Source organism: Providencia sp. Me31A, assembly GCF_050487165.1.
Classification (GTDB): Bacteria; Pseudomonadota; Gammaproteobacteria; order Enterobacterales; family Enterobacteriaceae; genus Providencia.
Map to the genome: position 1 here is coordinate 82,650 of NZ_JBKQGZ010000012.1, position 12,689 is coordinate 95,338.

Consider the following 12,689-nt stretch of genomic DNA (forward strand, 5'->3'; position numbering starts at 1 on the left):
CAATATTTTATGTTTCAATGCTAATTATGATAATAAAATTTTCACCTCTACGCAAACGATTACTTAACTATAAACACTGATTTTTTGTCCATCTATATTTAGGGTGAAAAATAAGAAAGGTAAAATAAGAGCGCTAGAAAAGAATATTTGAAACTGATGAAGTACAAATTAATAATTAGCCCAGAATAAAAATACAAGAGCATGATATAAATTAAATACAACTCTGACACTAAAAGGTTAGAAAAATTGTTCTAGTTAAATTAAAGGGACTTTGCAAATTGAGAGCAAACTATGTGTATGAACATCAATATCTTTTCCTCAAGACAATCCAATCCAAGTAAAAACCCCCATATCTTTCATAAAAAAACCGCGACTTAGTTTAAAGTCACGGTTTTTACTTGCATGAATAAAATGTTACTTAGCTACTTCTTACTTGGCACTTTACTAAATGCCGCTTTCAATGCTGCAACCATTTCATCATTTTGTTTTTGTGTTAATGGTACGCCTTTCGTGGTGATAAATTGCAGTGTACTACGGTTATTCAAGTCACCAACCTGCACTTTATAATCAGCTTCTGGTACTGATGGGTCATCAATTCCCAGCGCTTGCCATTCTGAACTGCTTAGGCCTTTATATGTCACCATCACAGAACCGCTTGAACGAGTGCGATCACCCACTTTCATGCCAACACTTTCTAAGGTATGAGGTAAGCGCTCCCATACCGCATCAAATGGTGCGCGTACAACAATTAAAGGCAAGCCCGTATCATCACTACCTGTTTGAACATCAATGATGCCATAAGCATTTTGGATACTATTTTTGTTTGAAGTATCACGTAGCGCGTACAAATTATCAGTTAACTCATTTAACATTAATTTATTATAACGCTGCACTTCAACAACATCTGTAATCGTTTCTTCACCTTGGCGTAAGCCTAAGTTCGTCACGGTTAACACCATCATGCCATTTTCAGGCGCAACAGTTACCTTATGGCGGCTTTCAATTGGTACGTTTTCATCTGCACGATCCCATTTCACCCAGTCTGTTTCGATTGAGTGAGAGCCATCATCTTTAGATGAAATTGGAATGTTTCTTTGCTCTAAAATCATCGTCACTTGTGACCATAGAGCACTATTTTCAGGTGTATTTTCTAGCAACAAACGACTTGCTTGGGCGCTATTTTCCGTACGTGAACCCGCTAATTGCGAAATTGTCAGTATTGGTGGACGAATATCTAACGCTTTCCCTACCGCACCGGTTGATGTGGCTTTAGGTATATCATACTCACCATTTTGCTGTGGTAGTGTAAGCCCTTGTGGCACATTCAACACTTTCAATGGCGCAGCATTGAGGTATTCCTCATCACCACTGACCTGACGTTTATAGCGCTGATCGCTGGAGCAGGCTGCCAGTAACACGACGAGTGACAGGCCAGCAACCTTCATAACCTTCGATTTTTGCAATAATGTTGCCATTAAAATTCCCTAAATTTTACAGTAACCCAGCGAGCTTCAAGGCTTCCTCGACTTTCTGCTGGCCTGATGTGGTTAACGGTGTCATTGGTAACCGTAATGTACCATCTGTAATCAGACCTAAGCGGTGGCAGCCCCATTTCGCTGGAATTGGATTTGGTTCAACAAATAACTGAAGATGAAGTCCCATCAGTTTTTTATTTAATTCACGCGCCTCAGTATATTTGCCTGCAAGCGCTAAGTCACACATTTTTACCATCTGTGCAGCTGCAACGTTGGATGTTACTGAAATAACGCCTTTTCCACCCAACTGCATGAAATCAAGTGCCGTAGCATCATCACCCGTTAACAGCACAAAATCATCATCAACCAGCTCTTTGATTTGATGAACCCTTGCTAAGTTCCCTGTCGCTTCTTTAATTGCGACAATATTCTTCAATTTTGCTAAGCGCCCCACGGTTTCAGGTAGCATGTCACAACCTGTGCGTGATGGTACATTATAAAGAATTTGTGGCAAGCTGGTGTTTTCTGAAATTGCTTTAAAATGTTGATATAAACCTTCCTGAGAAGGCCTATTATAATAAGGCGTTACTGTCAGGCAAGCAACTACACCACTGTTTTCAAAATCATTTGTTAGAGAGATAGCCTCTGTTGTCGCATTTGCCCCTGCGCCAGCAATGATTGGAATGCGCCCATCGGCAAACTCAAGTGTTGCCTTGACCACATCCACATGTTCTTTATGATTTAAAGTCGCTGATTCGCCAGTAGTACCAACAGAAACGATGGCTGAAGTTCCACTTTCAACATGGTAATCCACCAATTTTTTCAGGCTGGCTTTGTCTAATCGACCTGCCGAATCCATTGGTGTAATAACTGCAACAATGCTTCCCGTTAAAAAATCTTTATAATTTGCGTTTCCATTAGCCATGACGATACCCCCTAAATAATTGAACCTCCATGTTACTTTCTCATTTCCAAGAAGAAAACCACCCAACAGCAAGATTTTAATGAATTTTGTTAATGCTAGCAGCAATAACTTAAATAGAAGTAATAATTCGCTGATATTTCTCGAAAGAGTGAAATCCCCCCCTTGGCAGATGTCATTTTTTATGGTTTCCTTACCTACATGTAGCACCAGTTTTTATAACGATAATTTTACTGCTATATTCTAATCAAGCGTTTAACTGACATCATCAAAATATGAAGGAATAGACTTTGCCTAAGACTGAACAGCAATTTCTTGTCATTACTGCGCTGGGAACAGATCGTCCGGGCATCGTAAACACCATTACACGTCTCGTCAGTGAGTGTGACTGTAATATTGAAGATAGCCGCCTAGCGATGTTTGGCAAGGAATTCACATTTATTATGATGCTTTCTGGCAGTTGGAATGCCATTACTCTTTTGGAGGCAACCTTACCCCCTAAAGGTGCTGAGCTAGACTTACTGATTGTCATGAAAAGAACCCAAAACGTTCAAACGACCTATTACCCATCAACAGTCACAGTGAATGTCGTTGTCGATGATGCACCGCGTATTGTCGAACAATTCACAAATTTATTTACAACTTCGCAATGTAATATCGCAGAGCTTGTTTCTAAGACTCAATCAGCCAATAATACTATGCCCGCTCAACTGGAAATTCAGATTACTGCGCATGACCCGTTGGACGATAATGGCATAATTATAAAAAATAAATTTCAACAACTGTGTACAATGCTAAATGCTAAAGGCAACATAAGTATTGTTAACAACCCCAATATGCAGAGCTAACGGAGATATATTAATGAACCCATTGAAAGCCGGTGATAAGGCGCCTCAATTTAGCCTTCCTGACCAAGATGGCGAGCAAATCAATCTTTCTGATTATCAGGGTCAGCGCGTGTTAGTTTACTTTTATCCAAAGGCAATGACTCCTGGTTGTACTGTTCAAGCGTGCGGCTTACGTGATGAAATGGATACGCTTAAAGCAAAAGGAGTCGAAGTTTTAGGTATTAGCACAGATAAACCAGAGAAACTGGCTCGTTTTGCTGAAAAAGAGATGCTGAATTTCACTTTATTATCAGATGAAGACCACCAAGTATGTGAGCAATTTGGAGTTTGGGGTGAGAAGCAATTTATGGGGAAAACCTATGATGGCATTCACCGTATTAGCTTCCTTATTGACCCTGCTGGGAAAATAGAACACGTATTTGACAATTTCAAAACCAGTAACCACCACGAAATTGTTCTTGAATACATCAATACACACGCTTAATCGTTATCTTTTATAGTGCTGTATAATCGCATACAGCACTATTCTCTTACCGCTTCTTAGATTATTTTATTGGTTCTACATTGTCTTCTGGCCAAACGTGAATCACAGCTTTTATTAGCGTTGCCAGTGGAATAGCAAAAAATACGCCCCAGAAGCCCCACAAGCCACCAAATACCACAACTGATAAAATAATAACTAATGGATGTAAATTAACCGCTTCAGAAAACAGTAATGGAACAACCACATTGCTGTCTAAACCTTGGATCACTAAATAAACCAACATTAAATACCAAAACTCACTACCAATACCGTATTGGAATAACGCGACTAACACCACAGGAATTGTCGCAGCTACTGCACCAATATAGGGAATGAGTACCGCAACGCCTACCAATACAGATAACAGTACAGAATAACGCAAATCGAAATAAGCAAAACATAAATACGTTGCAACACCAACAATCACCATCTCAGTCACCTTGCCACGTAAATAGTTGGTGATTTGCTCATTCATTTCTACCCAAACCTTACCAACCAGCAAACGATTTTTTGGCAATAATTTCAAAAAACTATTGCTGATCCGGGCTTTATCTTTCAATAAAAAAAAGGTCATTAAAGGAACTAAAACTAAATAGACGGCCAAAGCAAAAATACCAATTAGTGAAGCAACTGAAGCTTTGACGACCGAATCAGCGATCCCTGACATGCGGCTGCGTAAATTATCCGCCATCATATCGATAATACCGACATCAACTAACGCTGGATATTGTTCTGGTAGTTGTTTGGCAAACTCATTAAACCGATTAACCATATTTGGTAGATCGGCCATCAAATTAATACCCTGCTGCCATGCGGTTGGGGCAATAATTAAAATAACCATGGCACTTATTCCAGCAAACACGGTCAAAATAATACCAACAGCAACAGAACGGGATAATCCTACTTTCTGTAGCATCTGTGTCGGCCATTCAAGTAAATAGGCTAAGGCAATTGCCACCAGTAATGGAGCCAGTATACTGCTGAAAAAGAAGATGATCACAAAACCTGATACCAGTAATGTGAAAAGCGCGATGGCTTGTGGATCGGCAAAACGTCGGCGATACCACTGTAAAAACAATTCCAGCATTTATTGCTCCTGGGGAATTAATACAAAGGACAGTTCCTAAATTAACGAAAATTATACCGAATAACAGATTTAACGATAGCTTTTGCTATCATGTGTTTTAAACTTTTTGAGTTATTTGCAGATTAACTTTAATGTACTCGACACAAAATTGGCACTTACCCTAATTTAAATGTTGTATGGGATACTCACGTTTCATGAAGAAAAAATTGAAATATCCATTATTAGCTTTCATGATCGCTGCACTAATGAACGGTGCAGTTTTGCCTGCTTACAGTGCAATTGAAGATACCTTACCCGATATTGGCACCACAGCGGGAGGCACTCTCAGCATTAACCAAGAAATTATTATGGGCGATGCCATTACTCGGCAAATCCGTGCCAGTACGCCCTTGATTTACGATCCACTGTTAACTCAATATATTAACAAACTTGGTATGCGGCTAGTGAAGAATGCAGATTCAGTTAAAACACCGTTTAAGTTTTATTTAGTTAATAATCCAAATATTAACGCCTATGCCTACTTTGGTGGTAACGTTGTGCTGCACTCAGCCTTATTCCGTTATAGCCAAAATGAAAGCCAGCTCGCCTCAGTTATGGCACACGAAATATCTCACGTTACACAACGGCATTTGGCTCGCATGATGGAAGACCAAAAAAGTACCACCCCCCTTGCTATCGCAGGAACAATTGGTTCTTTATTGTTAGTCATGGCAAACCCCCAAGCAGGTTTCGCAGCGCTCACCAGCACAATGGCTGGTGTACAGCAGGGCATGATAAGCTTTACCCAAGCCAATGAACAAGAAGCTGACCGCATTGGGCTACAAACATTAAGGCGCTCAGGTTTTGACCCGCATGCCATGGCAGATTTTATGCAAACTATGTCAGATCAAACCCGTTATATGTCAAAACCCCCTGAAATTTTGCTAACACACCCCCTGCCTGACAGCCGTTTAGCTGATGCAAGAAACCGTTCGAATCAATATCCCAAAGTCAGAGTGGCATCATCATTAGATTTTATGCTAGCTCGCGTTCGTATATTGGCGATGTACAGTAAAGATCAAAAACATGCACTCGACCAAATCATTGATAACTACGAAAAGGGTTCCGTACAAGAACAAATTGCCGCGCAATATGGTAAAGCATTGTTGCTCTCGCAAGATAAAAAATATGCAGAAGCAGGAAAGATCCTTACCGAGTTACTTGCAAAACAACCTGATAATCCTTGGTTTATCGATAGCATGACGGATATTGATATTGAACAAAACCAAACGGCTAAAGCTATCACTCGCTTACAGAACGCTTTGAAAAAGGCCCCAAAAAATACAGTATTTATAGTCAATCTAGCCAATGCTTTCGTGAATAATCACCAATATAAAGAAGCAACAACTTTGTTGAATAAATACACTTTTGACTACCCAGATGATCCAATTGGGTGGGATTTACTTGCTGAAGCATCAGCCAAGCAAGGAAACCGCACTGAAGAACTTGCTGCCTACGCAGAAGGCATGGCATTACGCGGAAACTATAACACCGCAATTAATTACCTCAGCGATGCCAGTCGCCAAAGTCGATTAGGCAGTTATGAACAGCAACGGTACGACGCAAGAATTGATGCACTGATAAAACTGCAATTACGTGATGAAAATGCAAAACCGTAAGGAGTTTAAATAATGACGGATACGATTACGATTTACCATAACCCACGCTGTTCGAAAAGCCGTGAAACGCTCACCCTTTTAACCGAACAAGGAATCACCCCGACCGTGGTAGAATACTTAAATACCCCTCCAAGCGTGGCAGACATAAAGAAATTGCTTAAGATGCTAGGGTTCAAAGATGCACGCCAATTAATGCGTACTAAAGAAGATTTATATAAAACGTTAAAACTCGCTGATGATAGCTTAACCCAAGATCAGCTTATCAAAGCTATGCATGAAAACCCAAAACTCATTGAACGCCCTATTGTTGTCAATGGTGATAAAGCACGTTTAGGACGGCCACCTGAGCAAGTCATGGAAATTTTATAATGTTAGTGGTAGCCAGCTTACTGGCTGCCAATTTATTGAATCGCTAAAGTTTTAAAATATCTTTTACGAAAGGAATGGTCAGCTTGCGTTGTGCAACAATCGAGGCGTGATCAAGCTTGTTTAAAATATCAAACAATGTGCCCATTTTTCTATCTAATCGTTTTAGTACAAAACGGCAAACATCTTCAGGTAATTCAAAACCACGCATGCGAGCACGCAATTGGAGCGCTCTAATTTTGTCTTCATCACTAAGAGGGTGTAGCTTATAAATTTGCCCCCAATCGAGGCGAGAAGCTAAGTCTGGAAGCTTAAGGTCAATTTGCCTTGGTGGTCGGTCGCCTGTGATCAATAAACAAGTGCGGCCAATTTCGAGAATGCGATTGTATAAATTGAAAATCGCCATTTCCCATTCTTCATCGCCAGCTATACATTGGATGTTGTCAATACAAACCAATGATAAGTGCTCCATCCCCTCCAACACTTCAGGGACAAAATAGGCACGTTTGTCTAATGGGACATAACCTACCGCAACCCCTTGTTCTGAAAGCTCTGCACATGCAGCGTGCAATAAGTGGCTTTTCCCGCCGCCTTCCCGTGACCAATAGTAGATATAACTACCATGTGCTTGGTTGATTGCTGACGAAATAGCGGACAACAACGCATCATTTTCCCCTGCATAGAAACTGGCAAAGGTTTCATCATCTGGAAGATACAGTGGTAGTGAAAGCTGTGATGGAGTGTTCAGAAGCGCCTCTGGCTGTATAAATCAATTTTCACTGGCAGTTTACCATAAAAAACAAGGATAGATGAATAAGATCAAAACCAATTGCCGCCCGTTTGGCCGAACGGCAACCAATATCACTATTTAGGCTATTTTTTACCGACATCTAGTTCTTTCACTTCCGCGTTCACAAACTGCTTTTCCGGACGCACAAAGGTAATGAAACGAAAGAGTAATGCCATAAAGATCCCAACAATAGTAGCAAGCGCCATACCCTTAAGTTCTGCTTGGCCGATATGGATCACAGCGCCACTGACACCGATGATTAAAATCACCGACGTTAAAATCAGATTCTGTGGTTTGTTATAATCCACTTTCGAATCAATCAGTACACGAATACCTGAAGCCCCAATGACCCCGTATAACAACAGTGATACCCCCCCCATTACTGGTACTGGCACTAATTGGATAGCCACCGCTAATTTACCGATACAAGACAGGAGAATAGCAATAATAGCGGCTCCCCCAATTACCCATGTGCTATAGACCTTAGTAATTGCCATTACACCAATATTTTCACCGTAGGTAGTATTCGGCGTTGAGCCAAAAAAGCCTGATATAACCGTTGAAAAGCCATTAGCAAACATAGAACGATGCAAACCGGGGGATTTCATCAAATCACGTTCCACAATGTTTGCCGTGACGACTAAGTGGCCAACGTGCTCCGCAATGACGACTAATGCAGCTGGGACAATGGTTAAAATGGCAAACCATTCAAAACGTGGGGTATAGAATGTTGGAATGGCAAACCACGGTGCTTCTATGACGGGCGTGAAATCCACAATCCCCATAAAATAAGACAGCGCATAACCCGTTAAAAAGCCAATTAAGATTGGAATAATCGATAAAAACCCACGGAAAACCACAGCACACAAAATAGTAACCGATAATGTCGTCAAGGAGATAATTAATGTATTGCTATCTACGACCGCCCCATCTTTGGGTAATAGACCAGCCATACTTGCCGCCGTTTGCGCGAGTTCCAAACCTATCACTGCAACAATCGCCCCCATCGCCGCAGGTGGAAACATCACATTAATCCACCCTCTCCCCGCAACTTTGACGATTAACGCAACAACACAAAACAATACACCACAAATAATGAACCCACCGAGTGCGAGTTCATAGCCTAATGGTAATAATATCAATACCGGAGAAATAAAAGCGAAGCTAGACCCTAAATACGCAGGAATCTGTCCCTTACAGATAAACAGATATAACAAAGTACCTATCCCATTAAATAACAAGATAGTGGCAGGATTGACACCAAATAGAATCGGTACGACAACGGTTGCGCCAAACATAGCGAACAGGTGTTGAAAGCTTAACGGTATAGTCTGGAGTAATGGTGGCCTTTCCTCAACACTGATGGTGCGACGTGTCATTTTAGTTTATCCCCTTTGCGCTTTTTTATCTTCAAATGAATGATGACTTGAGATGCAGTGAATTCTAATAAATAAATCAAAAAAAAGCCGACTTCTCAGTCGGCTTATCATTATTTAGTACCAAATATTTTATCGCCCGCGTCCCCAAGACCCGGAACAATATAACCATCTTCATTGAGACGTTCATCAACTGAAGCGGTATATAACTCGACATCTGGGTGAACAGCTTCTAAAGCTTTTAACCCTTCAGGTGCCGCGACAAGAACTAAGATTTTGATGGAAGTACAACCTGCATTTTTCAGTAGGTCGATAGTCGCAATCATTGAGCCCCCCGTCGCTAACATTGGGTCAACGACAAGCGCCATACGTTCTTCAATATTTGAAGCCAGTTTTTGGAAGTATGGAACAGGTTGCAGTGTTTCTTCATCACGATAAACACCGACTACGCTGATACGCGCACTTGGAATACTTTCTAGTACACCATTCATCATACCAATACCTGCACGCAAAATTGGTACTACCGTGATTTTCTTACCTTTAATTTGTTCTATTTCTACAGGACCACACCAACCATCGATAGTCACTTTTTCAGTTTCAAGGTCAGCGGTTGCTTCATAAGTCAGTAGGCTACCAACCTCCGAGGCCAGTTCACGAAAGCGTTTAGTGCTTATATCATGATCTCGCATCAGGCCGAGTTTATGTTTAACGAGAGGGTGTTTTACCTCAACGATCTTCATGGGTTTCTCCTACTATTTAAGACGTCGGCGGACAAAAAAATCGCCGGATTATACCTCTTTTAGCTTCAATTGCCACTAGATTACGCTTGATTTTGGTCAAAACAACAGCGATTAATAAGACTTTTTTTAAATTATTATACCCTATCCCAGTTAAGTTGATATTTGCGACACAACAAATTTCAATTTTAATCTTCTACTTTTCGTCTTTTGTTATTTATTGGTGAACATCAACAATTCATTAATCGTATAGAGATAAATATTTTCATTCACAAAGCTATCGCAAACGTTTGCCTAGCCTGTTAGAATAATGTCAACGATGTTATTTTTCTCAAAAATGCAATTGCCTTGGGGGCCGTAGTGACTGATAAAACCTCTCTCAGCTATAAAGATGCCGGTGTCGATATTGATGCAGGTAACGCCTTGGTTGAACGTATTAAAGGTGTGGTGAAAGAAACTCGCCGCCCAGAAGTCATGGGAGGACTTGGGGGGTTCGGTGCATTATGTTCCTTGCCTCAAAAATACCGCGAGCCTATCTTAGTTTCTGGCACTGACGGTGTAGGCACAAAATTACGCCTAGCGATGGATTTAAAACGCCATGATTCCATTGGTATTGACCTTGTTGCAATGTGTGTCAATGACTTAATTGTTCAAGGTGCTGAGCCGCTGTTTTTCCTTGACTACTATGCGACAGGTAAGCTTGACGTTGATACCGCTGCGAGTGTCATCACGGGGATTGCGGAAGGTTGTAAACAATCAGGCTGCGCATTAGTCGGTGGTGAAACCGCAGAAATGCCGGGTATGTACCACGGTGAAGACTACGATGTCGCAGGGTTTTGTGTCGGTGTCGTTGAGCGCTCCGAAATTATTGATGGCAGCAAAGTCCGTGCGGGCGATGCACTAATTGCTTTAGCATCAAGTGGTCCGCACTCCAATGGCTATTCTTTAGTCCGTAAAATTTTGGACGTCAGCAAAACAAATCCAGAAACAACACAGTTGGCAGGTAAATCATTAGCTGATCATTTATTAGAACCTACCCGCATTTACGTAAAAAACATCCTAGAACTGATTGCTAAAAATGAAATTCATGCGATCGCGCATATTACCGGTGGCGGCTTCTGGGAAAATATTCCACGCGTTTTACCTAAAAATACCCAAGCCGTTATTGATGACAAGAGCTGGCAGTGGCCTGCGGTATTTGAGTGGTTACAGCGAGCCGGTGCTGTCAGCACTCATGAAATGTACCGTACCTTTAACTGCGGTGTTGGTATGATTATTGCCCTACCACAAACAGAGGTTAATGCCGCATTAGCATTACTGGCTCAACTGGGTGAGAATGCATGGCAAATCGGGACTATCGGTGAATTACCTGTAGGTGAAGAGCAGGTTGTGATCCGTTGATGAAAAAAATCGTTGTCTTAATTTCGGGTAGTGGCAGCAACTTACAATCATTAATTGATAGCTGCCACACAGGAGCAATCGATGCTCGAATTGTTGCTGTCATTAGTAACCAAGGCAATGCATATGGTCTTGTTCGTGCACAACAGGCCGGAATTCCGGTCTGTTACTTAGATGCCAAGCAGTATACTGACCGTCAAGCTTATGATAGCGCTCTTCTAAAACATATTGAGCAATATCAGCCAGATCTCGTGGTATTAGCGGGGTTTATGCGGATACTAACGCCACTATTTGTTCAAAAATTCATGGGTAAGTTACTGAATATCCACCCGTCTTTACTACCTAAATATCCAGGCTTGCACACCCATCGTAAAGCGCTGGAAAACGGCGATAAAGAACACGGGACTTCTGTACATTTTGTTACTGAAGAACTTGATGGTGGGCCAGTGATCCTACAAGCTAAAGTGCCTATCTTTGCACAGGATAGCGAAGAGGATATTATTGAGCGCGTAAAAGCGCAAGAGCATACCATCTACCCTATGGTTGTTAAATGGTTTGTCAGTGGTCGTTTGGTTATGGATGAAGGGAAAGCCGTATTAGATGGGAACATTTTACCTCAACAGGGTTATGTGGATAAGTAATTAACCTCATTTGTATAGCGACATCTAAGAGGGAGTTACTCCCCTCTTTATTGCTTATTTTTTGAGAATCCATTAGCTGTCGTGCATTTTTCAAACAGTCAAATCATCTACTACTGAGTAAACTAAACTATTATTCAATAAGTAACGGAACTCTCTGTGCTGCATCATTATTTTATCTTAAATAAATGTTATTATAACATATGGAACAAAATGTTTTTTTACTGACTAATCGAGGTATTTTTATGACTACCGGGCAAGTTCATCCGTTTAGGTTGCGCCCACTTGAACGTGAAGATTTAGCATTTATTCATCAGCTTGATAATAACGCCAGTGTCATGCGCTACTGGTTTGAAGAACCCTATGAAGCCTTTGTTGAATTAAGTGATCTTTACGATAAACATATTCATGACCAATCCGAGCGACGCTTTATTGTTGAAAATGATAGTGAAAAAGTGGGGCTCGTCGAGTTGGTTGAAATTGACTATGTTCACCGACGCTCTGAGTTTCAAATTATTATTGCACCAAACCACCAAGGTCGAGGTTATGCGAGCCGTGCTGCAAAACTCGCAATGGATTACGCCTTTTCAGTATTAAATTTATATAAACTTTATCTCATAGTTGATAAAGAAAATGTCAAAGCTATCCACATTTATAATAAACTAGGCTTTCATACTGAAGGCGAGCTTATCGACGAGTTTTTTGTGAATGGGCGCTATCATACCGCCATCCGCATGTGTGTTTTTCAGCATCAATATTTTGCTATGAAACAACAGTCGGCTACGTCTGAGATTGGTATTGCTCAGGTGAAAGCAATTTAGTAACACATTTAGTTTATAGGCTGTTATCATGCCTTTGAAAGTCATAAGCG

General features: G+C 41.0%; 13 protein-coding genes. 7 read left to right on the forward strand and 6 right to left on the reverse strand.

What is annotated here, in order from left to right:
* Nucleotides 1–422 precede the first annotated feature (422 nt).
* Together bamC and dapA are read right to left on the reverse strand one after the other, a co-directional pair.
* Nucleotides 423–1,475: an outer membrane protein assembly factor BamC gene (bamC, locus tag ACLPIE_RS11685; RefSeq protein WP_430261790.1), complete on the reverse strand. Its 1,053-nt coding sequence runs from the start codon at nucleotides 1,473–1,475 to the stop codon at nucleotides 423–425.
* Between the two features lie 16 nt (nucleotides 1,476–1,491).
* Nucleotides 1,492–2,400, reverse strand: a complete 909-nt coding sequence (gene dapA, locus ACLPIE_RS11690; RefSeq protein WP_430261791.1) for a 4-hydroxy-tetrahydrodipicolinate synthase — start codon at nucleotides 2,398–2,400, stop codon at nucleotides 1,492–1,494.
* A 287-nt stretch (nucleotides 2,401–2,687) separates the two neighbouring features.
* Between dapA and ACLPIE_RS11695 the strand changes: the two genes are divergently transcribed.
* On the forward strand, nucleotides 2,688–3,245 hold the full coding sequence (locus tag ACLPIE_RS11695; protein ID WP_430261792.1) for a glycine cleavage system transcriptional repressor: 558 nt from the start codon (nucleotides 2,688–2,690) through the stop codon (nucleotides 3,243–3,245).
* 13 nt (nucleotides 3,246–3,258) lie between these two features.
* The gene (gene bcp / locus ACLPIE_RS11700; RefSeq protein WP_430261793.1) at nucleotides 3,259–3,729 is read left to right on the forward strand and encodes a thioredoxin-dependent thiol peroxidase; all 471 of its coding nucleotides are present in this window, start codon (nucleotides 3,259–3,261) and stop codon (nucleotides 3,727–3,729) included.
* A gap of 61 nt (nucleotides 3,730–3,790) precedes the next feature.
* Here bcp and ACLPIE_RS11705 read toward each other — a convergent pair whose 3' ends face one another.
* The gene (locus ACLPIE_RS11705) at nucleotides 3,791–4,855 is read right to left on the reverse strand and encodes an AI-2E family transporter (RefSeq protein ID WP_430261794.1); all 1,065 of its coding nucleotides are present in this window, start codon (nucleotides 4,853–4,855) and stop codon (nucleotides 3,791–3,793) included.
* Between the two features lie 194 nt (nucleotides 4,856–5,049).
* Here ACLPIE_RS11705 and bepA point away from each other — a divergent pair, with 194 nt between their 5' ends.
* Both bepA and arsC read left to right on the forward strand, forming a co-directional pair.
* Entirely contained in the window at nucleotides 5,050–6,513 is a 1,464-nt protein-coding gene (gene bepA, locus ACLPIE_RS11710; protein ID WP_430261795.1) for a beta-barrel assembly-enhancing protease, read from the forward strand.
* A gap of 12 nt (nucleotides 6,514–6,525) precedes the next feature.
* Nucleotides 6,526–6,882, forward strand: a complete 357-nt coding sequence (gene arsC, locus ACLPIE_RS11715) for an arsenate reductase (glutaredoxin) (protein ID WP_430261796.1) — start codon at nucleotides 6,526–6,528, stop codon at nucleotides 6,880–6,882.
* Nucleotides 6,883–6,925: 43 nt separating this feature from the next.
* On the opposite strand, the gene hda is transcribed toward arsC, so the two are convergent.
* The 3 genes from hda to upp form a co-directional block, all read right to left on the reverse strand.
* Nucleotides 6,926–7,645: a DnaA inactivator Hda gene (gene hda / locus ACLPIE_RS11720; protein WP_430261915.1), complete on the reverse strand. Its 720-nt coding sequence runs from the start codon at nucleotides 7,643–7,645 to the stop codon at nucleotides 6,926–6,928.
* Nucleotides 7,646–7,752: 107 nt separating this feature from the next.
* Nucleotides 7,753–9,048 (reverse strand): uracil permease, encoded by a 1,296-nt coding sequence (gene uraA / locus ACLPIE_RS11725; RefSeq protein ID WP_430261797.1) that lies wholly within the window; start codon nucleotides 9,046–9,048, stop codon nucleotides 7,753–7,755.
* A gap of 110 nt (nucleotides 9,049–9,158) precedes the next feature.
* Nucleotides 9,159–9,785 carry a uracil phosphoribosyltransferase gene (gene upp, locus ACLPIE_RS11730; RefSeq protein WP_430261798.1) on the reverse strand — a complete coding sequence of 209 codons (627 nt, stop codon included), beginning with the start codon at nucleotides 9,783–9,785 and terminating at the stop codon, nucleotides 9,159–9,161.
* Nucleotides 9,786–10,142: 357 nt separating this feature from the next.
* On the opposite strand from upp, the gene purM reads away from it, so the two are divergent.
* The 3 genes from purM (at nucleotide 10,143) to speG (ending at nucleotide 12,639) form a co-directional block, all read left to right on the forward strand.
* Nucleotides 10,143–11,183, forward strand: a complete 1,041-nt coding sequence (purM, locus tag ACLPIE_RS11735; protein ID WP_430261799.1) for a phosphoribosylformylglycinamidine cyclo-ligase — start codon at nucleotides 10,143–10,145, stop codon at nucleotides 11,181–11,183.
* A complete protein-coding gene (gene purN / locus ACLPIE_RS11740) occupies nucleotides 11,183–11,821 on the forward strand; it encodes a phosphoribosylglycinamide formyltransferase (RefSeq protein WP_430261800.1) in 639 nt (212 codons plus the stop codon). The genes purM and purN overlap by 1 nt, the downstream gene beginning before the upstream one ends.
* A 242-nt stretch (nucleotides 11,822–12,063) precedes the next feature.
* Nucleotides 12,064–12,639, forward strand: a complete 576-nt coding sequence (gene speG, locus ACLPIE_RS11745; RefSeq protein WP_430261801.1) for a spermidine N1-acetyltransferase — start codon at nucleotides 12,064–12,066, stop codon at nucleotides 12,637–12,639.
* Nucleotides 12,640–12,689: the final 50 nt, after the last annotated feature.

Bases quoted from the DNA above. Each gene is read 5' to 3' on its own strand.
- bamC (WP_430261790.1), bottom strand. From the start codon at position 1,475: ATGGCAACATTATTGCAAAAATCGAAGGTTATGAAGGTTGCTGGCCTG.
- dapA (WP_430261791.1), bottom strand. From the start codon at position 2,400: ATGGCTAATGGAAACGCAAATTATAAAGATTTTTTAACGGGAAGCATT.
- bcp (WP_430261793.1), top strand. From the start codon at position 3,259: ATGAACCCATTGAAAGCCGGTGATAAGGCGCCTCAATTTAGCCTTCCT.
- ACLPIE_RS11705 (WP_430261794.1), bottom strand. From the start codon at position 4,855: ATGCTGGAATTGTTTTTACAGTGGTATCGCCGACGTTTTGCCGATCCA.
- bepA (WP_430261795.1), top strand. From the start codon at position 5,050: ATGAAGAAAAAATTGAAATATCCATTATTAGCTTTCATGATCGCTGCA.
- arsC (WP_430261796.1), top strand. From the start codon at position 6,526: ATGACGGATACGATTACGATTTACCATAACCCACGCTGTTCGAAAAGC.
- uraA (WP_430261797.1), bottom strand. From the start codon at position 9,048: ATGACACGTCGCACCATCAGTGTTGAGGAAAGGCCACCATTACTCCAG.
- upp (WP_430261798.1), bottom strand. From the start codon at position 9,785: ATGAAGATCGTTGAGGTAAAACACCCTCTCGTTAAACATAAACTCGGC.
- purN (WP_430261800.1), top strand. From the start codon at position 11,183: ATGAAAAAAATCGTTGTCTTAATTTCGGGTAGTGGCAGCAACTTACAA.
- speG (WP_430261801.1), top strand. From the start codon at position 12,064: ATGACTACCGGGCAAGTTCATCCGTTTAGGTTGCGCCCACTTGAACGT.